Source organism: Aureimonas sp. Leaf427 (assembly GCF_001425485.1).
GTDB lineage: Bacteria > Pseudomonadota > Alphaproteobacteria > Rhizobiales > Rhizobiaceae > Plantimonas.
The window spans coordinates 23,246-49,925 of the sequence record NZ_LMQW01000034.1 but is presented as its reverse complement, the minus strand read 5'-3'; the positions used below and the strand labels follow the sequence as shown (position 1 = coordinate 49,925).

The 26,680-nt window shown below is 66.7% G+C and carries 28 protein-coding genes; 22 read left to right on the top strand and 6 right to left on the bottom strand.

All coding sequences use genetic code 11. The features are described from left to right. Positions 1–82 precede the first annotated feature (82 nt). From ASG62_RS16345 to ASG62_RS16330, 4 genes are all read left to right on the top strand, one after another. Positions 83–1,222 carry a DegT/DnrJ/EryC1/StrS family aminotransferase gene (locus ASG62_RS16345; RefSeq protein WP_056693306.1) on the top strand — a complete coding sequence of 380 codons (1,140 nt, stop codon included), beginning with the start codon at positions 83–85 and terminating at the stop codon, positions 1,220–1,222. Between the two features lie 251 nt (positions 1,223–1,473). After that, complete coding sequence (locus ASG62_RS16340; RefSeq protein WP_082537121.1) at positions 1,474–2,901, top strand: circularly permuted type 2 ATP-grasp protein; 1,428 nt, start codon at positions 1,474–1,476, stop codon at positions 2,899–2,901. Positions 2,902–2,903: 2 nt separating this feature from the next. After that, entirely contained in the window at positions 2,904–3,851 is a 948-nt protein-coding gene (locus ASG62_RS16335; protein ID WP_056693300.1) for an alpha-E domain-containing protein, read from the top strand. Between the two features lie 298 nt (positions 3,852–4,149). Continuing rightward, positions 4,150–4,953 carry a peptidase gene (locus ASG62_RS16330; RefSeq protein ID WP_156382204.1) on the top strand — a complete coding sequence of 268 codons (804 nt, stop codon included), beginning with the start codon at positions 4,150–4,152 and terminating at the stop codon, positions 4,951–4,953. Between the two features lie 159 nt (positions 4,954–5,112). Here ASG62_RS16330 and ASG62_RS16325 read toward each other — a convergent pair whose 3' ends face one another. Together ASG62_RS16325 and ASG62_RS16320 are read right to left on the bottom strand one after the other, a co-directional pair. Further along, positions 5,113–5,331 (bottom strand): alkylphosphonate utilization protein, encoded by a 219-nt coding sequence (locus tag ASG62_RS16325; protein ID WP_056693297.1) that lies wholly within the window; start codon positions 5,329–5,331, stop codon positions 5,113–5,115. 104 nt (positions 5,332–5,435) lie between these two features. Beyond that, positions 5,436–5,801 carry a gamma-butyrobetaine hydroxylase-like domain-containing protein gene (locus tag ASG62_RS16320; RefSeq protein WP_056693295.1) on the bottom strand — a complete coding sequence of 122 codons (366 nt, stop codon included), beginning with the start codon at positions 5,799–5,801 and terminating at the stop codon, positions 5,436–5,438. Between the two features lie 246 nt (positions 5,802–6,047). On the opposite strand from ASG62_RS16320, the gene moaA reads away from it, so the two are divergent. Together moaA and ASG62_RS16310 are read left to right on the top strand one after the other, a co-directional pair. Further along, the gene (gene moaA / locus ASG62_RS16315) at positions 6,048–7,037 is read left to right on the top strand and encodes a GTP 3',8-cyclase MoaA (RefSeq protein ID WP_056693959.1); all 990 of its coding nucleotides are present in this window, start codon (positions 6,048–6,050) and stop codon (positions 7,035–7,037) included. Between the two features lie 4 nt (positions 7,038–7,041). Further along, entirely contained in the window at positions 7,042–7,509 is a 468-nt protein-coding gene (locus ASG62_RS16310; RefSeq protein WP_056693292.1) for a hypothetical protein, read from the top strand. A gap of 6 nt (positions 7,510–7,515) precedes the next feature. Here the strand turns inward: ASG62_RS16310 and ASG62_RS16305 are convergent, their stop codons facing one another. Beyond that, a complete protein-coding gene (locus ASG62_RS16305; protein ID WP_156382203.1) occupies positions 7,516–8,097 on the bottom strand; it encodes a hypothetical protein in 582 nt (193 codons plus the stop codon). 131 nt (positions 8,098–8,228) lie between these two features. Here ASG62_RS16305 and ASG62_RS16300 point away from each other — a divergent pair, with 131 nt between their 5' ends. The 5 genes from ASG62_RS16300 to ASG62_RS16280 all read left to right on the top strand — a co-directional run bounded on the left by ASG62_RS16300 (position 8,229) and on the right by ASG62_RS16280 (position 12,317). Beyond that, a complete protein-coding gene (locus ASG62_RS16300; RefSeq protein ID WP_056693288.1) occupies positions 8,229–8,822 on the top strand; it encodes a molybdenum cofactor guanylyltransferase in 594 nt (197 codons plus the stop codon). A 125-nt stretch (positions 8,823–8,947) separates the two neighbouring features. Next, positions 8,948–9,739, top strand: coding sequence for a lysine/arginine/ornithine ABC transporter substrate-binding protein (locus ASG62_RS16295; protein ID WP_056693287.1), 792 nt, complete (start codon positions 8,948–8,950; stop codon positions 9,737–9,739). 169 nt (positions 9,740–9,908) lie between these two features. After that, complete coding sequence (locus ASG62_RS16290) at positions 9,909–10,616, top strand: ABC transporter permease (RefSeq protein WP_056693284.1); 708 nt, start codon at positions 9,909–9,911, stop codon at positions 10,614–10,616. Further along, on the top strand, positions 10,613–11,410 hold the full coding sequence (locus tag ASG62_RS16285) for an ABC transporter permease (protein WP_082537120.1): 798 nt from the start codon (positions 10,613–10,615) through the stop codon (positions 11,408–11,410). The genes ASG62_RS16290 and ASG62_RS16285 overlap by 4 nt, the downstream gene beginning before the upstream one ends. Positions 11,411–11,447: 37 nt before the next feature. Further along, positions 11,448–12,317 carry an NAD(P)-dependent oxidoreductase gene (locus ASG62_RS16280; RefSeq protein WP_056693281.1) on the top strand — a complete coding sequence of 290 codons (870 nt, stop codon included), beginning with the start codon at positions 11,448–11,450 and terminating at the stop codon, positions 12,315–12,317. Between the two features lie 24 nt (positions 12,318–12,341). Here the strand turns inward: ASG62_RS16280 and ASG62_RS16275 are convergent, their stop codons facing one another. Continuing rightward, a complete protein-coding gene (locus ASG62_RS16275; RefSeq protein WP_056693272.1) occupies positions 12,342–12,827 on the bottom strand; it encodes an Lrp/AsnC family transcriptional regulator in 486 nt (161 codons plus the stop codon). A gap of 203 nt (positions 12,828–13,030) precedes the next feature. On the opposite strand from ASG62_RS16275, the gene ASG62_RS16270 reads away from it, so the two are divergent. The 3 genes from ASG62_RS16270 to ASG62_RS16260 all read left to right on the top strand — a co-directional run bounded on the left by ASG62_RS16270 (position 13,031) and on the right by ASG62_RS16260 (position 15,515). Beyond that, positions 13,031–14,536 carry an ATP-binding protein gene (locus ASG62_RS16270; protein ID WP_056693271.1) on the top strand — a complete coding sequence of 502 codons (1,506 nt, stop codon included), beginning with the start codon at positions 13,031–13,033 and terminating at the stop codon, positions 14,534–14,536. Positions 14,537–14,607: 71 nt separating this feature from the next. Beyond that, entirely contained in the window at positions 14,608–14,790 is a 183-nt protein-coding gene (locus ASG62_RS26630; RefSeq protein ID WP_056693270.1) for a DUF1289 domain-containing protein, read from the top strand. A 5-nt stretch (positions 14,791–14,795) separates the two neighbouring features. Further along, positions 14,796–15,515 carry a TIGR02281 family clan AA aspartic protease gene (locus ASG62_RS16260; protein WP_156382202.1) on the top strand — a complete coding sequence of 240 codons (720 nt, stop codon included), beginning with the start codon at positions 14,796–14,798 and terminating at the stop codon, positions 15,513–15,515. Between the two features lie 4 nt (positions 15,516–15,519). Here ASG62_RS16260 and dusA read toward each other — a convergent pair whose 3' ends face one another. Further along, complete coding sequence (dusA, locus tag ASG62_RS16255) at positions 15,520–16,476, bottom strand: tRNA dihydrouridine(20/20a) synthase DusA (protein WP_056693954.1); 957 nt, start codon at positions 16,474–16,476, stop codon at positions 15,520–15,522. A gap of 292 nt (positions 16,477–16,768) precedes the next feature. Between dusA and ASG62_RS16250 the strand changes: the two genes are divergently transcribed. The 5 genes from ASG62_RS16250 (at position 16,769) to ASG62_RS16230 (ending at position 21,727) form a co-directional block, all read left to right on the top strand. Then, positions 16,769–17,062 (top strand): acyl carrier protein, encoded by a 294-nt coding sequence (locus ASG62_RS16250; protein ID WP_056693264.1) that lies wholly within the window; start codon positions 16,769–16,771, stop codon positions 17,060–17,062. Positions 17,063–17,221: 159 nt separating this feature from the next. Next, positions 17,222–18,439 carry a beta-ketoacyl-ACP synthase gene (locus tag ASG62_RS16245; protein ID WP_056693261.1) on the top strand — a complete coding sequence of 406 codons (1,218 nt, stop codon included), beginning with the start codon at positions 17,222–17,224 and terminating at the stop codon, positions 18,437–18,439. A 4-nt stretch (positions 18,440–18,443) separates the two neighbouring features. After that, positions 18,444–19,718: a beta-ketoacyl-ACP synthase gene (locus tag ASG62_RS16240; protein ID WP_156382201.1), complete on the top strand. Its 1,275-nt coding sequence runs from the start codon at positions 18,444–18,446 to the stop codon at positions 19,716–19,718. Positions 19,719–19,748: 30 nt separating this feature from the next. Beyond that, positions 19,749–20,813 carry a zinc-binding dehydrogenase gene (locus ASG62_RS16235; RefSeq protein ID WP_056693259.1) on the top strand — a complete coding sequence of 355 codons (1,065 nt, stop codon included), beginning with the start codon at positions 19,749–19,751 and terminating at the stop codon, positions 20,811–20,813. Continuing rightward, on the top strand, positions 20,810–21,727 hold the full coding sequence (locus tag ASG62_RS16230; RefSeq protein WP_056693256.1) for a lipid A biosynthesis lauroyl acyltransferase: 918 nt from the start codon (positions 20,810–20,812) through the stop codon (positions 21,725–21,727). The genes ASG62_RS16235 and ASG62_RS16230 overlap by 4 nt, the downstream gene beginning before the upstream one ends. 38 nt (positions 21,728–21,765) lie before the next feature. Here ASG62_RS16230 and ASG62_RS16225 read toward each other — a convergent pair whose 3' ends face one another. Beyond that, the gene (locus tag ASG62_RS16225) at positions 21,766–22,200 is read right to left on the bottom strand and encodes a L,D-transpeptidase (protein WP_056693949.1); all 435 of its coding nucleotides are present in this window, start codon (positions 22,198–22,200) and stop codon (positions 21,766–21,768) included. A 350-nt stretch (positions 22,201–22,550) separates the two neighbouring features. Here ASG62_RS16225 and ASG62_RS16220 point away from each other — a divergent pair, with 350 nt between their 5' ends. The 3 genes from ASG62_RS16220 (at position 22,551) to ASG62_RS16210 (ending at position 26,603) form a co-directional block, all read left to right on the top strand. Next, positions 22,551–24,530 carry a putative bifunctional diguanylate cyclase/phosphodiesterase gene (locus ASG62_RS16220; protein WP_244487536.1) on the top strand — a complete coding sequence of 660 codons (1,980 nt, stop codon included), beginning with the start codon at positions 22,551–22,553 and terminating at the stop codon, positions 24,528–24,530. Between the two features lie 154 nt (positions 24,531–24,684). Then, entirely contained in the window at positions 24,685–25,026 is a 342-nt protein-coding gene (locus tag ASG62_RS16215; protein WP_056693254.1) for a response regulator, read from the top strand. Positions 25,027–25,598: 572 nt separating this feature from the next. Further along, on the top strand, positions 25,599–26,603 hold the full coding sequence (locus ASG62_RS16210) for an ABC transporter substrate-binding protein (protein WP_056693943.1): 1,005 nt from the start codon (positions 25,599–25,601) through the stop codon (positions 26,601–26,603). The last annotated feature ends 77 nt before the right edge of the window (positions 26,604–26,680 follow it).

The window sequence follows — 26,680 nt, the reverse complement described above, 5'->3', positions numbered from 1 at the left end:
GCGAAACCGTTAGCCCGGTTCGACGACCGAGGGCCGCGCGACATGCGCGCGTCCGCGGACACCACCCGGACACGAGACCTCCATGACGAAACCGATCGCCTTCATCGACCTCGCCACGCAGCGCGACCGCGTTCGCGACCGGGTGGAGGCGCGGTTCAAGCGCATTCTCGACGACGGCTCCTTCATCATGGGTCCCGACGTCGCCGAGCTCGAAGCCGCCCTCTCGGCCTTCGGCGGCATGAGCGAGACGTTGTCCTGCGGCTCCGGCACGGACGCCCTGCTGCTGCCGCTCTCGGCCTGGGGCATCCGGCCGGGCGATGCGGTCTTCTGCCCGAGCTTCACCTTCGCCGCGACGGCCGAAGTCGTCGCCATGCTGGGCGCCAGCGCGGTCTTCGTCGACGTCCTGCCGCACACGTTCAACATGGACCCCGACAGTCTCGCAGCGGCGATCGAGGAAACCATCGCCGCGGACCGCCTGAAGCCCCGCGCGGTCATCACGGTCGATCTCTTCGGTCTTGCCGCCGACTATCCGGCGATCCGCGAGATCTGCGACCGGCACGGTCTGAAGCTTCTCTCCGACGCGGCGCAGGGCTACGGCTCGACGCTCGACGGCCGGCAGGCGAGCGCCTGGGCGGACGTGGTGGCGACGAGCTTCTATCCGGCCAAGCCGCTCGGCTGCTACGGCGACGGCGGCGCGGTGCAGACCAACGACAAGCCGCTCGCCGACATCATGCGCTCGCTCCGCGTCCATGGCGGCGGCACCGACCGCTACGACAACGTGCGCATCGGCATGAATGCGCGCATGGACACGCTCCAGGCCGCCGTCGTCATCGAGAAGCTCGCGATCTTCCCCGAGGAGATCGAGTCCCGCATGCGGATCGGCCGGCGCTATCGACAGGGCCTGCCGGAGGGTCTGACGCCTCAGATGCTGCCGAACGGCGCCGTCTCGACCTTCGCGCAGTACACCGTGCGCGTTTCCGGCGGCCGGCGGGACGCCTTCATGGCCGGCATGAAGGCGCGCGGCGTGCCGACCGTGATCTACTATCCCCGGCCCCTCCATCGCCAGACGGCCTACGGCGTCTTTCCGGTCGCAGGCGGCGTCCTGCCGGTGACGGACACGCTGGCGGAGGAGGTCGTCAGCCTGCCCATGCACGCCTATCTCGACGAGGCGACGCAGGACACGATCATGAAGGCCGCGCGGGAGGCGTTGGCCGAGGCCTGACAGCAGACCCGTCGGGAAAACGGTTCTGAAGACTGATCGTCAGTCTTTTTCAGGATCACCTGCGCGTCTTCGTTGCGATCTGCCTGAAAGCGAGCCGCGTCCCGGCGCGAAAACAGGCAGATCCGGCGCGTCGCTGCACAATCGCCGGACGAACCCTTCCTTCTCGTCTCGAAAGAGTCGCGCTTTGCCGCTTTAAGGGCATCCGACCCTTGATTTTCAGGCGCCCGGCTTCTCTTCTAGGCGGAGTTGGAATGGAGACTCTATTGGCCAAACCGTTTGACGAGATGCTGGACGGGGCAACCGGCGTACGCCAGCCCTACGAACGTTTCAACGACTGGTATACGCGACAGGACCCGGAACTTCTCGTCGAGAAGACCGGCGAGGCCGAAAGCGTTTTCCGTCGGACCGGCATCACCTTCGCCGTCTACGGCGACGCGGAGGCGGCGGAGCGGCTGATCCCGTTCGATCTCGTGCCCCGCATCATTTCCGGCCGCGAATGGGCCAAGCTCGCGGAAGGGATCGAGCAGCGCGTGAAGGCGCTGAACGCCTTTCTCCACGACATCTACCATGATCAGGAGATCGTGAAGGCCGGCAAGCTGCCGGCCCGGCTGATCGAGGGCAACGAGACCTTCCTGCCCGAAATGGTCGGCTTCACGCCGCCCGGCGGCGTCTACACGCACATCATCGGAACCGACATCGTGCGCGTCGGCGAGGACCAGTTCTACGTCCTCGAGGACAATGCCCGCACCCCGTCCGGCGTCTCGTACATGATCGAGAACCGCGAGACGATGATGCAGATGTTCCCGGAGCTCTTCGCGGAAAACCGCGTGCGCCCGGTCGAGACCTATCCGCACCACCTGCGCCGCTCGCTCGCCGCCGTCGCGCCGCCGCTCTGCGAGGGACCCCCGACGATCGCCGTCCTGACGCCCGGCATCCACAACTCGGCCTATTACGAACACGCCTTCCTGGCCGACCAGATGGGCGTCGAACTGGTCGAAGGCGCGGACCTGAAGCTTGTGGACGGGCGCATCAAGATGCGCACGACGCAAGGCTTCAAGACGATCGACGTGCTCTACCGCCGCGTCGACGACGCCTATCTCGATCCCCTCGCCTTCAAGCCGGATTCCGTCCTCGGCGTGGCCGGCATCATGGACGTCTACAAGGCCGGCGGCATCACGATCGCCAACGCCCCCGGCACCGGCATTTCCGACGACAAGGCGATCTATTCCTACATGCCCGAGATCGTGGAGTTCTACACGGGCGAGAAGGCCAAGCTCGAGAACGTGCCGACCTATCGCTGCGCGGAGGCCGACAGCCTCGCCTACGTGCTCGAGCATCTGGCCGAACTCGTCGTGAAGGAGGTGCACGGGTCCGGCGGCTACGGCATGCTGGTCGGCCCGACCTCGACCAGGGCCGAACAGGAGCTTTTCGCCAAGAAGCTTCGCGAGCGGCCGTCCAACTACATCGCCCAGCCGACCCTCGCGCTCTCCACCGTCCCGATCCTCCTCGAAAAAGGCCTCGCCCCCCGGCATGTCGACCTGCGCCCCTTCGTCCTCGTCTCCGACCACGTGAAGATCATCCCGGGCGGCCTCACCCGCGTCGCGCTGAAGGAGGGCTCGCTCGTCGTGAACTCCAGCCAGGGCGGCGGGACTAAGGACACCTGGGTGCTGGAGGACTGACCATGGCGCTACTCGGACGCACCGCCCAGGGCCTGTTCTGGATGCACCGCTATATCGAGCGGGCGGAGAACATGGCCCGCCTGATCGACGCAGGCCTGCGCCTGTCCCTGACCAACCTCTCCGCCGAGCCCGACGAGTGGCAGTCCGTGCTGGTCTCGGCCGGCGTCGAAGCGGCCTACAAGTCGAAATACAGCGACTTCGAGCCCGCCCACATTGTCGACTACCTGCTGCGCGATCTGGAAAACCCGTCCAGCGTGCTCTCGGCCATCGACACCGCGCGGATGAACGGGCGCATGGTGCGCACGGCCCTGACGCGAGAGACCTGGGAGGCGCTGAACGAGGCCTGGATGACGCTGAAGCGGCGTCTGGCAAGCCCCGTGCGCGACAGCGAGCTGCCGGGCACGCTGGAGCTGGTGAAGAAGCAGGCTGCCCTCATCCGCGGCACGTTCCACGGCACGATGTTGCGAAACGAGATCTTCGATTTCTGCAATCTCGGCACGTTCATCGAGCGCGCCGACAACACCGCGCGCATCCTCGACGTGAAATACTGGGTGCTTCTGCCCAAGCACTCCTCGATCGGCTCGTCGCTCGACAATTTCCAGTGGGGCTCGATCCTGCGCTCGGTGTCGGCGCACCGCTCCTACACCTGGGAATACGATGCGGACTACCGCGCGCGGGACATCATCGACTTCCTCATCCTCAACAAGCGCATGCCGCGTTCGCTCGCCTATTGCTACGGCTCGATCCAGGAAAGCCTCGGCTTCCTCGCCAGGACCTATGGCGAGGAGCACGACTGCCATGCGACGGCGCTCGCGACGAACGCCGCCTTCGCGGGACGGGACGTCGGGGACATCATCGATTCCGGGCTTCACGAGTTCCTCGCCAGCTTCATGGTCGGTCACAACCGCCTCGCGCTGGAGATCGCCCGGAGCTACCGCTTCTATTCCTGACGTCTCCGCGGACCGGCAAGGCTTCCCTTAGAATCAGTCGAAGGAGCCCGCGCCGCCGGCGCTCCTTCGAAGGCGCCCCTTGCGGCCCGCAGACCTTTGAACCGGCGGTTTGGCCGCTCAAAATGGGTACGGAACCGGTCGCAAGCCGCTTCGGTGCGGTGCATCGTCGTTTCGGGGTTGCGGCCCGCCATCGTTCCGGCAACAGTCGCCGCGCCGATCCGCGCTTTCCGAAGCGCGGAAGGCTCTATGCCCTTCGCGCCATCGATCGCGGCCGCGTGGGTTCTCGGGAGTGCAGACCATGACCTATTGCGTAGGCTTGCTCGTCGACAAGGGGCTCGTCTTCATGTCGGACACCCGCACCAATGCGGGCATCGACAACATCTCGGTCGTCACCAAGATGAAGACGTGGGAAGTGCCGGGCGAGAGGTTCCTCTGCCTCCTCAGCGCCGGCAATCTCGCGACCACGCAGGCGACCGTCTCGCTGCTGGAAGAGCGCGGACAGGCGCCGGCCAAGCGCGTGCCCGCGATCCTGAACCAGCCGTCGATGTTCCAGACGGCCAAGCTCGTCGGCGACACGCTGGCCGAGGTCATCGCGCACACGCGCGCGGCCTCCGGCCCCTCCTCGGAGAGCCGCTTCTCCGGCTCCTTCATCTTCGGCGGCCAGATCAAGGGCGGGCGTCCCCGCCTCTTCATGATCTACCCGGAGGGCAACTTCATCGAGGCGGGCACGGACAACCCGTTCTTCCAGATCGGCGAGCACAAATACGGCCGCCCGATCATCATCCGGACCTATGATCGCAAGATGCAGCTGGAAGAGGCGGCGAAGCTTCTGCTCGTCTCCTTCGACTCGACGATCCGCTCGAACCTGTCGGTGGGCCTGCCCATCGACATGCAGTTCTACGATGCCGACAGCCTCGCCGCCGGCCATCGCCAGCGCTTCGATCATCGCGATCCCTATTACCGCCAGATCTCCGAAGGTTGGTCGGACGCGCTGAAGACGGCCTTCGACCAGCTTCCGGCCTTCCGCATCGGCATGACGACCTCCGAAGACCTGCCGGAAGACGACCGGGGCGAGTTGGACCGGCCGCGCCGCGTCGTCTGAAACGGCTCGGCTCAGCGTCCGATGCTCTCGGCGGACGACGCCGAGAGCCGAGGGTTCTTCGGGTTCGTCCTGAACCAGACGAACCCTGGATGCCGTCTCTATCGTTTGTCGTTTCGGGATAGCCGGTTTCCGCTTATCCCTGACGAACTCCGAAACGTCTCAGGCCTTCTTGAGAAACTCCGTCCGCAGCACGAGGCCCTTCACCTTCTCGGCGTTGCACTCGACCTCGGCGGGATCGTCGGTCAGGCGGATGTTCTTCACCAGCGTTCCGCGCTTCAGCGTGACCGAGGTTCCCTTCACCTTCAGGTCCTTGATCAGCGTGACGGAATCGCCCTCGCCGAGCTGGGTTCCGTTGCTGTCTCTGACGATGACGGTCATGATGATCGGCCTTTTCTACGTGCTGCGAGACCCCCGCTTACGAAGTCGAGGTCTCTCGCGCAAGGCTTTGACGCAGCGTCAGATTTTATGATCATCCGCTGGGCTTACCGCTCCCGGCGAAGGCCCTTGGCGCGCAGCTCCGCCAGATAGGCGGCCCAGCGCCCGTCGCGCTCGCGGCCGAGCGTCGCCAGATAGGACCAGGTGAAGAGCCCGGTATCGTGGCCGTCGTCGAAGACGATGCGGATCGCGTAGTGGCCGACCGGGATGATGTCGCGAATGGCGACATCGGCCTTGCCGCCCACCGTGACGCGCTGGTCCGGCCCATGCCCCTGCACCTCGGCGGAGGGCGACATGACGCGCAGCATCTCCGCGGGGAAACTGTCGGAGGCGCCGTCGGGCAGGCGCACCGTCAGGGTCCGTCGATCCGGCGAGACGCGGATCTCCTCGGGCGTGGCGGAAGCTTGGCTCATCGCATCGGTCCTTGGGCGGCGGAAGGGGGATGTTCGCAGAAGGCGGACGGGATGGCGAGCCGCCTTCGCACGAAGGGCTCTCGAACTTCGCGGCGGCGCTTGACCCGGACGGGTGCGCCTTCCACATTCAACCCTATGATCGACCCTATGAACGACGCCTCGGGCCTGCGCAATCTCGGCGCCCCGTCCGGAGACATCCGGCTTCCCGAGCGCCCGAGCGGACCGGCCCTCGCCGGCGGCCCGAGCATGACCGATCCGTTCGGCCGGCGCATCACCTATCTACGCGTCTCGGTGACCGACCGCTGCGACTTTCGCTGCGTCTACTGCATGGCGGAGGACATGACCTTCCTGCCCAAGCGCGATCTCCTGACGCTGGAGGAGCTGGACAGGCTGGCGAGCGCCTTTGTCGAGAAGGGCGTGAAGCGCCTGCGCCTCACCGGCGGCGAGCCGCTGGTTCGCAAGAACATCATGCACCTCATCCGCTCGCTCTCGCGCCATCTCGACACCGGAAAGCTCGAAGAGTTGACGCTGACGACCAACGGCTCGCAGCTCCAGCGCTTCGCCCGCGAGCTCGCCGATTGCGGCGTGAAGCGGCTGAACGTCTCGCTGGACACGCTCGACGCCGACAAGTTCAAGACGATCACCCGCTGGGGCGATCTCGGCCGGGTGCTCTCCGGCATCAGGGCGGCGCAGGACGCCGGCATCAAGATCAAGCTGAACGCCGTCGCGCTGAAGGGCTTCAACGAAGCCGAGATCCCCGAGATGATGCGCTGGGCGCATGGCGAGGGCATGGAGCTGACGCTGATCGAGACCATGCCAATGGGCGAGATCGACGAGGACCGGACCGACCGCTATCTGCCGCTGAGCGAAGTGCGCGCCGATCTCGCCAGCCGCTTCACGCTGATCGACAGCCCGCATCGCACGGGCGGTCCCGCACGATACGTCGAGGTGGCGGAGACGGGCGGGCGGCTCGGTTTCATCACGCCGATGACCCATAACTTCTGCGAGAGCTGCAACCGCGTCCGCGTTACCTGCACGGGCACGCTCTTCATGTGCCTCGGCCAGGAGGACGCCGCCGATCTGCGCGCGCCCTTGCGCGCCTCGGAAGGCGACGAGGCCCTATCCCGCGCCATCGACGCGGCCATCCTGCGCAAGCCGAAGGGCCACGACTTCATCATCGACCGCACCACGCAGCGCCCCTCCGTCTCCCGCCACATGAGCGTCACGGGAGGCTGACGGAATGCGGCCTCTGGTTCTCGTCCTGCTCGGCGGGGCGCTCCTCGGCGCCGCGGCTCCGGCGGCAGCGGACGACATCACCTATCGCAACGCCCGCTTCGGCACCGTTGCGACCTTCCCGTCCGAGGCCTTCGTGGAGGCTTTGCCCGAGCCCACCAACGGCGACGGCCGGGCCTGGCGCTCGCCGAACGGCGCGGAACTCTTCATCTATGCGCGCGCCAATGCCGGCCGCGAAACGCCGGCATCGATCATCCGCGACCGCGCCCGGGACGACGATGTGACCTATCGCAAGGCGGGCGACAGCTGGGTCGTCGTCTCCGGCTATCGCGACGGCAAGATCTTCTACGAGCGCTATATCTTTCGCGGCGACGTGATCCATTCCGTCGCCATGCGCTATCCGCCGAGCCTGCGGCGCACCTATGACAGGTTGGTCGGCCCCATCGCCAAGTCGCTGCGCGCCGACCGGTCCTGAAATCGATCAGACGATCCGCTCGCCGGCGGCAAGCGCGTGCAACTGATGGGGACGCTCCGGCGTATCGGGCGGCCCCTCGACGAGGTCGCCGGCCGGCCTCTGCACCAGGACACTGGCCGATGCTGCCCGCGCGTCCGCGATCCCCTGCCCGCCTGCGAACCACTGCACGAGTTCGCGCATGCGCGTGGGATCGTCGCCGTAGGGCTGCGCTTCGGATGGCGCGGCGATCGGCTCGGGATCGAGCAGCCAGTCCCGCCGCGGCACCTCCGCCTCGCCGACGCTCGCGCTCTCCGGCTGGCGATCGACCCTCTCCGCATCGCTCCGCTCGACCCGCGAGGCGAGGTGCGGACTGATCGGATCATCCGCTGCCGAGACGATTGGCTCCGGCGATTCGCTCGGCAGGGGCGCGGAGATGGGGCGGAAGCTCTCGGGCTCGGCGACGACCCGCTCCTCGATCAAGCCGAGCGAGGCGATGGTCTCGGCCTCGAAGACGTGACGCAGCTCATTGGCGTCCAGCATCGAGAGATCCTCGCTCGGCCGGATCTCGCGCACCGCTGCGATACTTTCCAAATAGGGTCGGTCGCTCATGGCATCTCCCTCTCTCGGCTCTCCTCTGCTAGTCGTAGCACGATGCACGTACCGACTTCGTGTTCCCTAAAGCCATTCGTTAAGCTTTTCCCGATCGTTGGACGAACTGTCCTTGCAGGCGATGGACGGCGATGAGGATCGCCGCGCTGATCCTCGCGGGCGGGCGCGGTTCGCGGCTCGGCGCTTCGGTTCCGAAGCCTCTCGTCGCCCTTCGCGGACGCATGCTGCTCGATCATGTCCTCGACGCCATCCCGGCGGGTGTGCGGCCGACCCTCTTGAATGCCGGCGAGGGAACCGGCTTCGAGCCTTTCGGCCTGCCGCTCGTTCCCGATGCGCGGCCGGGATTTCCCGGGCCTCTCGCGGGCATCGAGGCGGCCGCTCGCTCGGGCCTCCTGGAAGCGGCAGACGCGACGCATCTCCTGGTCCTGCCCGGAGACACGCCCTTCCTGTCATCCGCCGTTTTGCGGCCGCTTCTCGAAGCGCCGGGCGGCCTTCCGCGCGTCGCCCGCCATGCAGGTCGCCTTCAGCCGGCGGTCGCGCTTTGGCCGGTCGAATCCCTTGCAGGTCTCTCCGCCTTTCTCGATGCGCCGGAGAAACATGCGATCCGCCTCTATCTCGATCGCACCGGCTTCGAGGCGGTCGAGATCGAAGGCGACGATCCGTTCTTCAACGTGAACACGCCGGCCGATCTCGCCGACGCCGAACGCCGTCTGGCATCCGGTTGAAAACAACGGCTTCCAGCCGGACTCCTGTTGCGCTTCGACGCGAAACGGGGTGAGTATCGCTCGGATAAGAGGCATGCCCAACGCTGAGGCGTTATGGCCGGCCAGCCCAACCCCCGGAGTTCCTCATGCGTCCAGCCCAATTCCTTGCCGTTGCCGTCGCGGCTCTTTCGCTCGCCTCCGGGCCGGCGCTTGCCGACGACTCGTCCAAGGACTGGTCGAAAGTGGTCATCGGCACCGAAGGCGCCTATCCGCCCTTCAACTTCCTCTCCGCCTCCGGCGAGCTGCAGGGCTTCGACGTCGATATCGCCAAGGCGCTCTGCACCGAGATGAAGGTCGAATGCACCTTCGTCACGCAGAACTGGGACGGCATCATCCCGGCGCTTCAGAACGGCAACTTCGACGCGATCGTCGCCTCCATGTCGATCACGCCCGAGCGCGAGGAGCAGATCGCCTTCTCCAACAAATACTACCAGACGCCCCCGGCCATCGCCGTGCCGAAGGATTCCACGATCACGGCCGCGACGAAGGAAGCCCTGGCCGGAAAGGCGATCGGCGCCCAGACGGGCACGACGCACTCGCAGGCCGCCGAGGCGCTCTTCCCGGACTCCGACGTGAAGATCTATCCGACCGCCGAGGAGTACAAGCTCGACATCGGCAATGGTCGCGTCGACGCCGTGATGGACGACGTCGTCGTTCTGACGGAATGGGTCAAATCCCCGGATGGCGCCTGCTGCAAGATCCTCGGCACCCTCCCCGCCGATCCCGTGATCTATGGCCGCGGCGTCGGCGTCGGCCTTCGCAAGGGCGACGACAAGCTGAAGAAGCTTTTCGACGATGCGATCGTCGCGATTCGCTCGAACGGCACCTACAAGACGATTCAGGACAAGTATTTCGACTTCGACGTCTACGGCAAATAAACTCCGCATCCATCATCCCGCCGCGCTCGGCCCGGCGGGATGATGGCCAGACGCCGTCCTGTTCCGATCAAGGGTCGCCCGCCATTCCCGCCGTCCTCAACCCGCACCGGCGACCGCTTATCGGCTTCGTCCCGCTCTCGACGCTCCGCACCATCGGACGGTCCGGCCGTTGAGCGGGGATCTGACCCTGCTCGGCTTCGGCGAGACCGGATGGGGCGACGACATCCTGGCGGGCGTTCTCGTCACGATCACGCTCGCGCTCGCCACCTTGCCGATCGGCCTCGTCGTCGGCTTCCTGATGGCGCTCGCCAAACAGTCCGGCGACCGGGCGCTCAGCATCTCTGCCGACATCTACACGACGATCTTTCGCGGCCTGCCGGAGCTTCTGACGCTCTTCCTCGTCTATTACGGCGCGCCGCCCGCCATCAACGCGGCGCTTGGCGCGATCGGCCTGCCCGGCGTTTCTATCCCGCCCTTCGTCGCCGGCATGATCGCGCTCGGCTTCGTCTTCTCCGCCTTCGCCAGCGAAGTCTTCCTCTCCGCCTTTCGGGCGATCCCCCTCGGCCAGACCGAAGGCGCCATGGCGCTTGGCCTGTCGCGCTGGCGCATCATGCTGCTCGTCATCGTGCCGCAGCTCATCCGGATCGCGCTGCCGGGCCTCGCCAATCTCTGGATGAACCTCCTGAAGGACACCGCGCTCGTCTCCGTGATCGGCCTCGTCGACACGCTGCGGCAGGCCGACGTCGCCGCGCGCGTGACGCGCCAGCCCTTCCTCTTCTTCGGCGTCGCCTGCGGACTCTATCTCGTCCTCACCATGCTCTCCTCCGTCGTCATCGGCCGAATCGACCGCTGGACGAAGCGCGGAGCCGTGCGATGAGCCTCGCCCCGCCGCCCGTGGCCCGCCGACGCGTCTCGACCGGCGGCGCCATCGCTCTCGGCTTCTGGGCGCTCGTCTTCGCGGGGCTGGTCTTCTACCTCGTCTCCTCCTTCAACCCGTCCCTGATCCAGCGCTACGGGTTCGCCTATCTCAGCGGCCTCGGAACGACGGTGACGCTGGTGCTTACCGCCTTCGTCGTCGGCGCCGTCGTGTCGCTGCCGGTCGCCATCGGGCGGCGGTCGAAGAATGCGGTCGCGCGCGGGGCGTCCTTCGTCTTCGTCTACTTCTTCCGCGGCACGCCGCTGATCGCGCAGATCTTTCTCGTCTATTACGGCTTCGGCCAGTTCCGTCCGCAGTTCGAGGCGGTGGGGCTCTGGTGGTTCTTCCGCGAGGCCTGGTACTGCGCCGTCTTCTCGCTGGCGCTGAACACGGCGGCCTATCAGGCCGAGATCCTGCGCGGCGCGATCGAGAGCGTTCCGCGCGGCCAGTGGGAAGGCGCCCGCTCGCTCGGCCTGTCCCGTCCGGTGATCTTCTGGAAGGTGATCCTGCCGCAGGCCATGATCGTGGCGCTTCGCCCCTATGCCAACGAGATCATCCTGATGATCAAGGCCTCCGCGATCGTCGCCATCATCACGGTCTTCGATCTCATGGGCGAGACGCGGCGGGCCTATTCGCGCAGCTTCGACTTCCAGACCTATATCTACGCCGCGCTCTTCTATCTCGCGATCGTCGAGGTCCTGCGCAATCTTACCGCCCTTGCCGAACGCCGCCTGATCCGTCACCTCAAGCGCTGACGCCGCGAGGAGCGGCAGCGCATCGGGAGACGAGAGCATGGCGAAGGTCGCATTCATCGGGCTCGGGGTCATGGGCTATCCCATGGCGGGCCATCTGAAGACCAAGGGCGGCCACGAGGTCTCGGTCTTCAACCGCTCGGCGGAAAAGGCCGACCGATGGGCCGCGGCCTTCGGCGGGCGCGCCGCGGCGACGCCGCGCGAGGCGGCGGAGGGCGCCGACTTCGTCTTCACCTGCGTCGGCAACGACGACGACGTGCGCCAGGTCGTGCTCGGGCCGGACGGCGCCATGGCTGGCATGAAGCCGGGCGCGACGCTGATCGACAACACGACCGCCTCCGCCGAACTCGCCCGCGAGCTGGACGCGGCCGCCCGGGAGCGCGGTCTCGCCTTTCTCGACGCGCCCGTCTCCGGCGGACAGGCCGGCGCGGAGAACGGGCAGCTCACCGTCATGGTCGGTGGCGCGCAAGGCGATTTCGATAGGGCCGAACCGGTGATCTCCGCCTATGCGCGGATGGTCGGGCGCATGGGCGAGGCCGGGTCCGGCCAGCTCGCCAAGATGATGAACCAGATCGCCATCGCAGGGCTCGTGCAGGGTCTTTCGGAGGCCATGAGCTTCGGGCGCAAGGCCGGGCTCGACCTCAAGACGGTCGTCGGCGTCATCTCCAAGGGCGCCGCCGGCTCCTGGCAGATGGACAATCGCCACAAGACGATGATCGAGCAGCGCTACGATTTCGGCTTCGCGGTCGAATGGATGCGCAAGGACCTCGGCATCTGCCTCGCCGAGGCCCGCCGCAACGGCGCCTCGCTGCCCGTCACCGCGCTCGTCGACCAGTTCTATGCCGAGATCGAGGCCATGGGCGGCAAGCGCTGGGACACGTCCTCGCTCATGGCGCGACTGGAGCGCTGACGGCGCAAAGCCGCGCGAGCCCTCTCAGGTCTCGCGCGGCTCCTTCTCCAGGACGATGTAGTCGAGCGGCATTTCGGTCGTGTACTTGATCTGCTCCATCGCGAAGGAGGAAGAGACGTCGCGGATCTCGATCCGCGCGATCAGCCGTTTGTAGAAGGCGTCGTAGGCGCCGATGTCGGGCACGACGACGCGCAGGAGATAATCGACGTCCCCGCTCATCCGATAGAACTCGACGACCTCGGGAAAGTCGCCGACCACCTCCGAAAAGCGCTTCAGCCATTCGGTGGAATGCGAGTTGGTGCGAATCGAGACGAAGACCGTGACGCGCAGGTTGATCCGGGCGGGATCGAGCACGGCGACGCGCGCGCGGATGACCCCCTCCTCCTCCAGCTTCTGGATGCGCCGCCAGCAGGGCGTCGTCGACAGGCCGACGCGCTTGGCGATATCGGCGACGGCGAGCGTCGCGTCCTCCTGCAGGAGCCGGAGAATCTTCTTGTCCAAACGGTCCATCTGTTCGTCGCCTTCCGAGGGTCTTCGTCCACCCCTATAGCAGACCTTTCGCCGGAGTCTGCCGTTCGTTCCGACGTCCCGCAAGCCTTCGGCCCAGCGCGCGGTGTCTCGATTTTTCCTCTTCCTTAAGCCAATTCATTAAGCTTCTCGCAACATGATCGCGGCGTTCCGTACCCCCGCCAAAGGCCGTCGATCGCTCGTCCATGTCGCTTGCCGCTCCATCCTCCTACGACAAGACCATCGTCGAGCGACGGCGCCCACAGCGCAATGTCGAGCTCGCGAAGGTGCTGCAAGGTGCGCGCGAGCGGCTGACCTCGCGGCGTGGACTGCTGCCGCGCTTCGATCGCGAGCTCCTGATCCAGCATGCGCTCGCCGTCCGAATGGCGGCGGCCACCATGCCGCTGCCGCTCTTCCTGACGAGCTTCGGCCTTTCGACCTTCGTCGGCATGAACACCGCGGTCGCCTGGGGCGCGGTGGCCATGGCCTGCTACATCTTCCTCTTCGCGCTGACCAAGCGCTTTTCCGAAATCGGGCCGACGGAGTTCGACTCGCAGCTCTGGCGCCGCGTCTTTCTCGGCGGCCATGCGGCGGCGGGGCTCGGCTGGGCGGTCTTCGCCGGGCTCGACTGCGCCGATTGCGGACCGCTGCGCTTCGAGGTCTTCCAGTTCTCGACCCTGCTTCTCGCCGTCGCGCTGACGGCCATGGTCTCCTTCACGCTGCGCAGCGTCGTCGCCGTCGCCTTCGCGCCGCTCGTCCTCGTCCTCGCCTACCGCATGATCGGAACCGCCGATCCCGTGGCGATGGCGATGGATGCGATCATCGTCGGCGCCGTGCCCTTCTTCGCGCTCGTCGCCGAGCATCTGCGCCGCATCGCCGCCGAGCGCCTGACGCATCAGGCGGAAAAGGACGAGCTGATCGCCGAACTCGACACGGCGCGCATCATTTCCGAGGAGGCCCGGCATCGCGCCGAGGAGGCCAATCTCGCCAAGTCCCGCTTTCTCGCGACGATGAGCCACGAGCTGCGCACGCCGCTCAACGCCATTCTCGGCTTCTCCGAGGTTATCTCGAACGAGATTCTCGGCCCCGTCGGCAATCCCACCTACAAGGACTATGTCGGCGACATCCACTCCTCCGGCCAGCATCTCCTGAACCTCATCAACGAGATCCTCGACCTCAGCCGCGTCGAGGCCGGGCGCTATACGCTGAACGAGGAGGCGGTGGAGCTGACGCGGCTCGGGCGCGAATGTCTCGGCCTCGTGCAGCTGAAGGCGCAGGCCAAGGAGATCAAGCTCCAGGCGCAGTTCGAGCAGAACCTGCCTCAGCTCTGGGCCGACGAGCGCTCCGTGCGCCAGATCATTCTCAACCTTCTCTCCAACGCCGTGAAGTTCACCCCGCCCGGCGGCGAGATCGTCATCAAGGTCGGCTGGACGGCGGGCGGCGGGCAGTATGTCGGCGTCTTCGATAATGGTCCGGGCATTCCCGAGGAGGAGATCCCGATCGTCCTCTCCTCCTTTGGCCAGGGCACGATCGCCATCAAGAGCGCCGAACAGGGCGCCGGCCTCGGCCTTCCCATCGTGCAGGCGCTGATGGAGATGCACGACGGCGAGTTCGTCCTGACCTCGAAGCTGCGCGTCGGCACGCAGGCGCTCGCGATCTTCCCCCATGCCCGCGTGCTCGAAGTCATGCACGCCTTCCAGGGCGAGGACTGAGGCCGAAGACGCTTGTCTCCGGCGGCGCGGCCACCTAACTCCGGTTCGACCCCGACCGATACCGGAGCCCCATGCCGACCCTTTCGCCCTGCAACAAGACCTGCATCATCGATCCCAAGCGCGGCATCTGCATCGGCTGCGGGCGGACGGGCGAGGAGATCGCGGGCTGGCTCGGCTATAGCGACGCGGAGCGCCGGGCGCTGATGGACCTCCTGCCCGGCCGACTCGCGGCCTCTCCGATGGCAGGAGCCTGACGCGGATGCGCGGTAGTGGCGGATTGTTCGTCGTCCTCGGGCTCATCGCCCTCGCCGGTCTCGTCCTCGTCGGCAACGACCTTTGGAACGACGGCGGCCGAATCGCCGGGCTGAGTTCGGACGAGGCCGGGCAGATCTTCTATCTCGGCATCTGGGGTTCGGTGATCGCGGCGGGCGCTCTCTTCGCCTTCCGCCGGGACGCGCGCGGCATGGCGCGGAACGCGGCGATCTGGGCGCTCGCCTTCGTCGTGCTCATCGGGCTCTACGCCTTTCGCGGCGAGTTCGGGGAAGTGCGCGACCGGATTATCGCCGAGCTGATCCCCGGCCATGCCATCGCTCTGTCCGGCTCCGACGGGCGGCAGGTGGCCGTCGTGCGGGCCGGCGACGACCACTTCCACGTCCAGGCGGAGGTGAACGGCCGGTCTCTGTCCTTCCTCGTTGACACCGGCGCCAGCATGATCGCGCTCGACCGGGCGACCGCCCGCTCGATGAACCTCGATCCCGGCGACGGCGCCTTCACGGCCCGCGTCTCGACAGCCAACGGCATCGCGCGGGCCGCGATGATCCGGCTCGACGAGGTGCGCATCGGCGAGATCGTTCGCCGCAACGTGCCGGCCGCCGTCATGGAGCAGGAGGGCGAGGGTCTCGGGCTGCTCGGCATGAGCTTCCTCGGCCAGCTCTCCTCCTTCGAGTTTCGCGGCAACCGGCTGATTCTGACCGACTGAGCTTTCAGGCCGCGCGCGGCTCGGCGCTAAGATCGACGAAGGAGAGAGCCTCGCGGAACAGCTCCGGTCCCGCGTCGCGCCGGCTTCCGGCATCGGACAGCGTCTGGCGCCAGCGCCGCGCGCCGGGAAGGCCGGTGAACAGCCCCGTCATATGCCGCGCGACATGGACGAGCCGCCCGCCCGCCGCGATATGGCGCTCGGCATAGGCCGCCATCCGCTCGACGACGGCCACGAGATCGACGGGTGCCTCCGGCTCGCCGTAGACGCGCGCATCGACCTCTGCGAGCTGGCCCGGCATCTGGTAGGCGCCCCGCCCCATCATCACGCCATCCACCCGGTCGAGGCAGGCGACGGCCTCGTCCAGCGTCGCAAGGCCGCCGTTGAGGCCGACGAACATGTCCGGCAACCGCGCCTTCAGGCGGAAAACGCGACCGTAGTCGAGCGGCGGGATGTCGCGATTCTCCTTCGGGCTGAGGCCCTGGAGCCAGGCCTTGCGCGCATGGACCCAGATGCCGGAGACGCCGGCGGAAACGGCCGCGTCGGCCAGCTCGTCGAGGGCCGGCTCCGGGTCCTGCTCGTCCACCCCGATCCGGCATTTCACCGTCACCGGCACCGACACCGCCTCGCGCATCGCCTGGAGGCAGTCCCCGACGAGGCGCGGCTCGCGCATCAGGCAGGCGCCGAAGGCTCCCGACTGCACCCGATCGGACGGGCAGCCGACGTTGAGGTTGATCTCGTCATAGCCGTATTCGGCGCCGATCCGCGCTGCGCGCGCGAGCTTGTCGGGATCGGAACCGCCGATCTGCAGGGCGATCGGATGCTCGGCCGGGTCGAAGCCGAGCAGGCGGTCGCGGTCGCCGTGAAGGATCGCATCGGCCACGACCATCTCGGTGTAGAGCAGCGCGCGGCCCGTCAGCTGGCGGTGGAAGAATCGACAGTGGCGATCGGTCCAATCGATCATCGGCGCCACGGCGAAGCGGGACTGCGAGGAGAACGTCACGGGCTGTCCTTCGAGGCCATGGAGCGCCGAGCCTCTTCCCTCCGAGGAGCGAAGAGGCTTTAAGCCATTGGACTTATGCAAACGGCGTCCGAAGATCGACCCCGATTTCACCCCGTCGAACGTTGGGACGGGACGACGGCAGTGCACAGGCCAATTTGCTTTTCGTCGGCAAGCTCCTATAGGTGCGGGAAATAAGACGCATCGTGGTCCGCTGGCAAGCCGGCCGCGATGCCGGAGTTTTAAGGGGCGTCCATTGTCTTCGACCTTCGACCGCGTGGCCGACATCATCGCCGAAACGAGCGAAATCGACCGCGAGCAGATCACGCCGGAAAGCCACACGATCGACGATCTCGGCATCGACTCGCTCGACTTCCTCGACATCGTCTTCGCGATCGACAAGGAATTCGGCATCAAGATCCCGCTGGAAAAGTGGACCCAGCGTGTCAACGACGGCGAGGCGGCGACGGAGGAATACTTCGTCCTCAAGAACCTCTGCGCCCAGATCGACGAGCTGCGCGCCGCCAAAACGGCCGGCGTCACCCCTTGAGGCGTGGGGCCGCTCGCGTCGAACGAACGTTCGGGCGGCTCTGACGACCATCCGTAAGAAGAGGCCGGTTCCCGCCGAACCGGTCCGCCGATCGGCCGAAGGGGCGGTCTTGCAAAGGGTTCGCCGCCCATCGGCCACCCGCACATCGCTGGAAGCTTCATGACCGACCGCGTCGAGGACGTGCTTATCACCGGGATCGGCCTCGTGTCCTCGCTGGGCGAGGGCATCGAGGCGCATCTCGACCGCCTGACCGGCAGCGCCGTGCCGCAGCCGGAAATCGAGGCGGATCGCTTCGCCCCCTATTTCGTGCATCCCCTGCCCCCGATCGACTGGTCGCAGCAGATCCCCAAGAAGGGCGATCAGCGCCAGATGGAGACCTGGCAGAAGCTCGGCACCTATGCCGCGGGTCTGGCTCTTGCCGATGCCGGCGTCGCGCCCGACGAGGAGACGCGAGCCGGGGTCGACATGATCGTGGCCGCCGGCGGCGGCGAGCGCGACCAGACGGTGGACGCGCTGGTGATGAGCCGCGCGCGGGGCCTCGCCGACCCGCAGGCCGTGGTGAACGAGCTGCTCTCGACCGAATTGCGGCCGACGCTCTTTCTCGCGCAGCTCTCCAACCTTCTCGCCGGCAACATCTCCATCGTCCACAAGGTGACGGGCTCCTCGCGCACCTTCATGGGCGAAGAAGGCGCGGGCATCTCGGCGGTGGCGACCGCGGCGGCGCGCATCCGCTCCGGCCAAAGCGGCATCTGCCTCGTGGGCGGCGCCTTCTCGGCCGAGCGCAAGGATCTCCTGACGAACTTCGAACTGGGCGGCTTCCTCCTGAAGGATTCCTGGAGCCCGGTCTTCGGCCGCACGGCCGAGGCGGACGGCTTCACGGTCGGGAGCGTCGGCGCCTTCCTCGTTCTGGAATCGGCCAGCCACGCGGCCGCGCGCGGCTCGGCCGCCTATGCGCGGCTCGACGGCGTCTTCGGCGATCGCGGCGCGCGCGACCGAGCCTCGCTCGAAGCCCGCCTCGACCAGCTGATCGCGGATACGGGCCTCAGCGACACCGACCTCCTCATCCTGTCCGGGGCGACCGGCATCGCCGATCTGTCGGAGACCGAGCGCGACGTCCTGCGCCGGCATTTCCCGGAAGCGGCCCTGCGCAGCTACGGAACGTTGCTCGGCCAGTCCTTCGAGGCGCAGTTCACGGCGGGCGTCGCGCTGGCGGCGGCCGCGCTCGCCCGGCGCCAGGGCCTGCCGCCCTTCGACGGCCGCGTCGAGAATCAGGTCCGCTTCACCCCGCAGACGGCGCTCGTCACGACGGTCGGCCACGTTCAGGCCGAAGGCGTCTGCGTTCTCAGCGCTCTTGGCGGACACGCTTCGGAGGTTTGACGACATGCGCATGACCGACACGCACGGCCGGCCGATCGTCGCGGTGACGGGCATCGGGCTCGTCTCCTCGCTCGGCCAAGGCGTCGAGGACAATTGGGCGGCGCTGACGGCGGGGCGCTCCGGCATCCACCGCATCACGCGCTTCTCCACCGAGAACATGCGCACGACGATCGCCGGCACGGTCGATTTCATGGGCGATCCCGCGACTTCGGCGATCGATCTGTCCTATGCGCTCGCCGAATCGGCCGGGCTCGAGGCCGTGCGCATGGCCGGCTACGACACGGCCTTCGGCGGCCCGCTCTTTCTGGCCGCGCCGCCGGTCGAGCTGGAATGGCAGCACCGTTTCGCGCTGGACCAGCTGCCGGGCGAGGCGCGCGAGGAAGCCGGCTACGACCGCCTGCTCGAACTCGTGCGCCAGAACCGCGATCCCGGCATGTATCGCCAGACGCTCTTCGGCAATATCTCGGACCGGCTTGCCGACCGCCTGGGCACGCGCGGCCTGCCGGTGACGCTGTCGACGGCCTGCGCTTCGGGCGCGAGCGCGATCCAGCTCGGGGTCGAGGCGATCCGCCGCGGCGAGACCGAGCGCGCTCTGTCCATCGGCACCGACGGCTCGGTCGGGGCGGAGGCTCTGATCCGCTTTTCGCTGCTCTCGGCGCTCTCGACGAACAACGAGGACCCGACCCGGGCCTCCCGCCCCTTCTCCAAGGACCGCGACGGCTTCGTGCTTGCGGAAGGCGCCGCCGCGCTCGTGCTGGAATCGCTGGAATCGGCCAGATCCCGCGGCGCGACGGTGCTCGGCATCGTGCATGGCGTCGGCGAGAAGGCGGACGATTTCCACCGCACGCGCTCCAAGCCGGACGGCTCGCCCATCATCGCGACGATCCGGCGCGGCCTGGACGATGCCGGCCTGACGCCGGAGGACATTTCCTACGTCAACGCCCACGGCACTTCGACGCCGGAAAACGACCGCATGGAGGCGGGCGGCCTCACCGCCGTCTTCGGCGAGCACATCAGAAACGTCCCGATCTCCTCGAACAAGTCGATGATCGGCCACACGCTGACGGCGGCGGGCGCGATCGAGGCGGTGTTCTCGATCCTCACCATGCGCGACGGCCTGCTGCCGCCCACCATCAACTACGAGGTCCCCGACCCCGCCATCTCGCTCGACACCGTGCCGAACGTGAAGCGCGAGGCGGACGTGCGGGCCGTGCTGTCGAACTCCTTCGGCTTCGGCGGCCAGAATGTCAGCCTCGTCCTCGGGCGCGAACCGCGCTAAGAGCGCGCCTGAACTTTTAGGACGGACATCATGCGCGCATTGCAGCTTCTCGGCGACCGCGACCTTCGCCAAGTCGATATTGCCGAGCCCCCGGCTCCGGGCCCCGGCGAGGCGCGCGTGCGCATCAAGGTCGTGGCACTCAATCATATCGACGTCTGGGGCTGGCGCGGCATGGCGTTCGCCAAGCGCAAGCTGCCGCTGACGATCGGCGCGGAAGCCTCCGGCGTCGTCGAGGCGCTCGGGCCCGGCGTCGCGAACGTCCTGCCCGGCCAGCTCGTCTCGATCTACGGCGCGCGCACCTGCGGGCTCTGCAAGCCCTGCCGCGAGGGGCGCGACAATCTCTGCGAACACGTCTCGGGGGTCCACGGGTTCCATCTCGACGGCTTCGCACAGGACTACGTGAACCTGCCCGCGCGCCAGCTCGTGCCGGCCCCGCCCGGCTGCGACGCCGTCGGCGCCGCGCTCGCGCCCGTGACCTTCGGCACGGTCGAGCACATGCTGTTCGACAATGCCAAGCTGGAACCCGGCGAGACGATCCTCGTCCATGCCGGCGGTTCGGGCATCGGCACGGCCGCGATCCAGCTCGCCAAACGCCATGGCGCGACGGTGATCGCGACGGTCGGGTCTGACGAGAAGATCGAGGGCGCCCGCGCTCTCGGCGCCGACCACGTCATCAACTACCGCAGCGACCGTTTCGAAGGCGTCGTGCGCAAGATCACGAAGAAGCGCGGCGTCGACGTCGTCTTCGAGCATGTCGGCAAGGACACGATCGTCGGCTCCATGTTCTCGCTGAAGCGCGGCGGCCGGCTCGTCACCTGCGGCTCGACCTCCGGCGTCTCCGCCGAGATCAACCTGATGATGCTCTTCCAGCAGCAGTTGCGCCTGATCGGCTCGTTCGGCTGCCGGATGGAGAACATGGCAGACGCGATGCAGAAGATGGCGCGCGGCCTCGTCAAGCCGGTGATCGACACCGAGATCGGGTTCGACGGGCTCGACGTGGCGCTTCGGCGCATGGAAGGGCGTCAGGTCTTCGGCAAGATCATCCTGAACCTCGACAAGCCGGCGGCATCCGAGCACGCCGTAGCCGTGGCATGAACCTTCGCTACGCCAAGGCCTGGAAGCGCTGGCGCAAGGCCAGCGACTTCGTCGTCGCGCAGACGCTCTTCCTTCTCCTGCGGCTTCTGCGCCTCTTCCCGGCGCGCGCGGGGCTTTCGATCGCCGCCGCCGTCGGGCGCACGCTCGGGCCGCTGACGCCGCGCCACAAGCTGGCGATCGAGAACCTCCGCCTCGCCTATCCGGAAAAGGACGCGGCCTGGATCGACGCCACCGCGCGCGCCAACTGGGAGCAGATGTCGCGGCTGGCGGCGGAATACGTCTATCTCGACGAAATCTTCGACTTCGATCCCGAACGACCCGATGCCGGGATCGTCGAGGTGGAGGGCGCAGAGATCTTCGCCGAGCTTCGCGAGCGCAAGGGGCCCTTCGTCTTCTTCACCGGCCATCTTGGCTGTTTCGAGCTTCTGCCGATCTGCGCGGCGACGTTCGGGCTGGAGGTCACCGCCCTCTTCCGCCAGCCGAACAACCGCTACATCGCGCGCGAGATTCTGGCGACGCGCCGCACGAGCGGCGGCCATCTCGTACCCTCCAAGGCCGGCGCCGCCTGGGCCCTGGTCGGCACGCTGGAGCGCGGCGGCGCGGTCGGCATGCTGGTCGACCAGAAGTTCAAGAAGGGCGTCGCCACGACCTTCTTCGGCCGGCCCTGCCGGACCAATCCGCTGCTGCCCAAGCTCGCCCGCCAGTTCGACTGCGAGATCTATCCCGCCCGCTCCATCCGGCTGCCGAACGGACGCTATCGCCTGGAACTGAAGCCGAGGCTGGAGCTGCCGCGCGACGCGGCGGGCGCGATCGACGTCGCGGCCAGCTGCCAGATGCTGAACGACGTCGTCGAAGGCTGGGTCCGCGAGCATCCCGAGCAGTGGATGTGGTTCCACCGGCGCTGGCAGATGTGAGCAGCCGCCTCGATCCGTGAGGACCGATCGGCCGCGCCTCAGCGGTTGATGACGATCCGCGTGTTCTCCTCGCCGGCCTGCTTGACCAGCGCGAAGAGCTTGGCGGCGTTCGAGGGATGCAGCCGCACGCAGCCATGCGAGGCCGGCGTGCCCAGACGCTTGATCGAGCCCGTTCCATGGATGGCGTAGCCGCCGCGGAAGAAGATCGAATAGGGCATCGGCGAATTGTCGTACTTCTTGGAGTACCACATCTTGTGCATGCGGGTCGGGCTGTAGGCGCCGGTCGGCGTCGAGTAGCCACGGCCGGCGGTCGAGACCTTCCAGCGCTCGACGACCCGGCCGCTGTAGGAGACGGTCATCGTCTGGGTGGAGATGTTCACGTCCGCGACGAGAACCGCCTTGGCCTCGGCGGCGCCGAGCCCGGCCGTGAAGAGGGCGGCGGTCATCGCGATCGTGGCAAGCATTTTACGCATCGACATCTCCAGCCATTCGGGAAAGCTCGATGAGGATGCCACGCAGATGCCATGATTTCGCTACGACCGGACCGCGAAGTCTAAGATCGACTTTCATCAAACCTTAAAGCGAAGCGACCGACGCGGTCGACGGCCAGCGGAGACGAGGATGCGGACACCGAACCCAGTCCGATTCTCCAGCGCGGACTCCCGGAGCGGTGCCGAAGCCGTCGATCGCGACAACGACAACCTGGACCGACCGATCCGCCTTCGCGCACAACCTGCACTAGATGTCGACAAGTCGTTGTGAATCAGATGCTTTATTTACCTTCGTGGCCTAGTCGTGGAGCGGGTTCCAAGACGAAGTAGCCATGCTGAACACAGCGAAACGATATTGGGCGACATGTCTCGGCGGCGGAGTCATCCTCGGCTTCGTCGTGCTCAACGTCTTGAACATCAGCCACGACACGGTGGGCAGCCTCGTCGAGAATTCGATGAAGGCGAAGGGACGGAACTTCGCCGACCTGCTCCTCGACGGCGATCGCGTCGGCGCCTTCATCACGGGCATTTCGCGCGATCCCGACGCCGAGGTCACGATGCGCCGCGTCGCGAGCCTGGCCAATATCGACAGCTTCATCATCTTCGACGCCAAGGGCGAGACCGCCTTCAGCACGCGGTCGGATCGCTATGAATGGCTCCTGCGCGACCGGCCGGGCGGTATCGGCGCCGGCGACCGTCTATCGCCCGCCATCCTGCAGCGGACCGGGGACTGGCAGATCGTCTACGACGACGGAAAGGCCAACGCCTCGGTCGTGACGCCGCTGGTGCGCGACGGCCGCACGATGGGCTACGTGTCCATCGTCGCCGACCTCACCGCCGACCGGAACGCCTATACGACGGCCCTCGCGCATTCCTCGCTCTGGCTGATCGCGACGCTGGTGGCGGCGACGGGCCTTCCCGCCCTTCTCTTCATCCGCCGCCAGCGCCGGATGGCGGACGCCGACGATCGCATCGCCTTTCTCGCCAACCAGGACCCGCTGACGCATCTTCTGAACCGCACGCGGATGAAGCAGGAATGCGAGCGCGTGATCGCCACCAGCCGCGCCACGCGCGAGGACATGGCCTTCTGCTACATCGATATCGACGGGCTGTCCGACATCAACGACGAGGTCGGCGTCGCGCAGGGCGACGAACTTCTGCGCGTCGTCGCCCAGAGGCTGTCGGCCGTCGTCGATCGCTCCGATCTCCTGGCCCGGATCGGTGCCGACGATTTCCTCCTCCTCCACCGCCGCATGGGCGGTCAGGAGGAGCTCGCCGAGCTCGTCGAGCGGATGAAGCGAGCGGTCCGGGAGCCGCTGGAGCTGAAGGGCAAGACGATCCAGCCGCAGATCTCCATCGGCGTCGCCTGCCTGCCGAAGGACGGCCGGACCTATGGCGAGCTTTCCAAACATGCCGAAGTCGCCCATTCGCATCAGAAGGACCTGAAGTCCGGCAGCTTCACGCTGTTCGAGCCGCATATGGACGAGGCGACGCATCATCGCCGCGAGATCGAGAGCAAGGTTCGGGCCGCCGTCGAAAACGACGGGTTCGAGCTTTTCTATCAGCCGATCGTGGACGGCGGGGGCACGCGCCTTCTCGGCTTCGAGGCGCTGATCCGAATGCCGGACGGCAAGGGCGGCCACATCTCGCCCGGCACCTTCGTGCCGATCGCCGAAAGCCGCGGCTACATCAAGGCCATGGGCAGCTGGGTCATCGAGGAAGCCGCCCGGCAGGCGGCGCTCTGGCCGAAGGAGCTCTTCGTCTCCGTCAACCTGTCCGCGGTCCAGTTCCGCGACGGCCAGCTCGTGAAAACCGTGGAAGACGCGCTCGCAGCCGCCGGCATTCCGGGAAGCCGCCTCGAGATCGAGGTCGTGGAATCGCTTCTCCTGGAGCGGACGGGCGATATCCTCGGCCAGCTGAAAGGCCTGAAGGCGCTGGGCATCTCCATCGACATGGACGATTTCGGCACCGGCTACTCCTCGCTCGGCTATCTCTGGCGCTTCCCCTTCGACAAGCTGAAGATCGACCAGTCCTTCATGGTCGCCTTCGACCAGGGCGAGGCGAACATCCGTGAAATCGTCGGCACCATCGTCTCGCTGGCCAAGCAGATGCACATGAAGGTCACGGCGGAGGGCGTGGAGACCGCCGAGCAGGCCGCCTTCCTCAGCGATCTCGGCTGCGACCAGTTGCAGGGCTACCATTTCGGCAAGCCGATGCCGGCCGATCGCATCGCGGCCGAGGTCCTGACCCGCTTTCGCCTGCCCGCACCGCCGGCGGCAATCGCGCTCGATCGCACATCCGTTTCCGCCTGATAGGGCAGGCCGCCGGGACGAACGACGTCGGCCTCCGCCTCGTCGACCGGCAACGCCGCGAGCCGCATTAGAAGGCTGTTTGATTCAAACTTTGTGGCGAGATTGCAACCTCGTTCCCGGCTCCGCATTGATCTTGCGAGAGAAGGGGCCACCCATGCGTGTCTTGATCCTGGAAGACGAGCCGATCATCGCGATCGACCTGGAAGATATCGTGACGTCCGGCAAGGCTGGCGTGGAGTGCGTCCTCGCGGCTTCGATCGACTCGGCACGTCGGCTTCTGGAGACCGGCGTCGATTTCGCTCTGCTCGACATCAATATCGGCCACGACCACAACCGGTCCTACGGGATCGCCGCGGAACTGATGCAGCGCGAGACGCCCTTCTGCTTCGTGTCCAGCACGTCGCGGGCGGTGCCGAAGGCGTTTGCCGGCATTCCCTTCGTCGCCAAGCCGTTTCGCCCGTCGCAGATCCTGGAAGCGCTGCCGGCCGCCAACTGACGCGAGTGACGTGGGAGAAGCGTGACCCGCGGGCTACATTGCATGCACGCGTCGGGTGACAGGACCGCTGCAGACGGCGGCGATCCTTAGACCGCATCTTGCTCCACGGTTTCGATCGACCGTAACAGTCTTGCTCGGCGCGATGGCGTCACCCCGGGACGCAAAACCTTTTCCGGGGTGGGCGCCAGCAGGTCGCATGTCGTTTATCGCAAGGAATGGTTACCGAGCGGATAACACCCTCTTGTGCCCCGCCCCGGTTCTCCGGCGCGCCTCTGGCGCCCACGCCCCGAATTCTCCCCGACATTTCATCCAAACATCATGGCAAGGTCGCGAAAGGACCAGAAGGCGTCGCGATTGCGCGAATGTCTGGACAGAAGTGCCTCATCGTCAGGGCTCCATCCGAAAGTGGTTGGAATCGTTTTAGCAACGGGTTAGCTTTCCCGATACGAGTGCAGACAGAGCTTATTCCTCGGCTCCGGTCGCCAATCGATCCCCTAGACTTCGCTGGCTCGCAGCCGGCGACGGTACGACTTGACTTTTCCCCTGTTGAGAAGACTCGAAAGGTGCGCCTCGTGAAATCGTTACTTGCCTCCACTGTGATCTTTGCCGCGTGTCTTGCGGGCGCCGGCTCGGCCTCTGCCCAGGACAGCTGCGGCAAGCTCACCATCGCCGACATGAACTGGGCCTCGGCGCAGGTACTGGCACGGGTCGATCAGATCATCCTCGAAAAGGGCTTCGGCTGCGAAGCGGAGATCGTTCCCGGCGACACGATGCCGACCTTCGCCTCGATGACCGAGAAGGCCCAGCCGGACGTTGCCCCGGAAATGTGGGTGAACCAGTTTCGCGACCAGATCGACGCGGCGGTGAAGGAAGGCCGCATCCTCTACGGCGCGGAAAGCCTGACGGATGGCGGCGTCGAGGGCTGGTGGGTGCCGACCTACTTCGCCAAGGAACATCCCGACATCAAGACGATTAAGGACGCCCTCGCCCATCCCGAGCTCTTCCCCTCCGCGGAAGATCCCTCGAAGGGCGCCGTGCACAACTGCCCGTCCGGCTGGGGCTGCCAGATCACGACGGCCAATTTCTACAAGGCCTATGACGGCGACAAGCTGGGCTTCACGCTGGTCGATACGGGCTCCGGCGCCGGCCTCGACAGCTCCATCGCCAAGGCCTACGAGGACAAGAAGTCCTGGCTCGGCTACTACTGGGCGCCGACCCCGATCCTCGGCAAATACGACATGACGCGCCTCGGCTTCGACACGACCTTCGACGAGGCGGAGTGGAAGCGCTGCACCTCGGTCGCCGACTGCACCGATCCCAAGGTCAATGCCTGGACCAAGACCGAGGTCTTCACCATGCTGACCCCGGCCGTGGCGGAGCGCTCGCCCGGCGCCGCCGAGTATTTCAAGACGCGCGCCTGGGACAATGCCACGGTCAACAAGCTGCTGGCCTGGAAGGAAGAGAACCAGGACCCGAACGGCGAGGACACGGCCGAGCACTTCCTGAAGACCCAGCCCGAGATGTGGACGAAATGGGTCTCGCCCGAGATCGCGGAAAAGGTGAAGGCCGGGCTCTGATGCCCCGCTGAATCGAGATCCTGCACCATCGGTTCGCCTGCCCTTCGCGGCCGGGCGGACCTCGATAGAAACGGCCG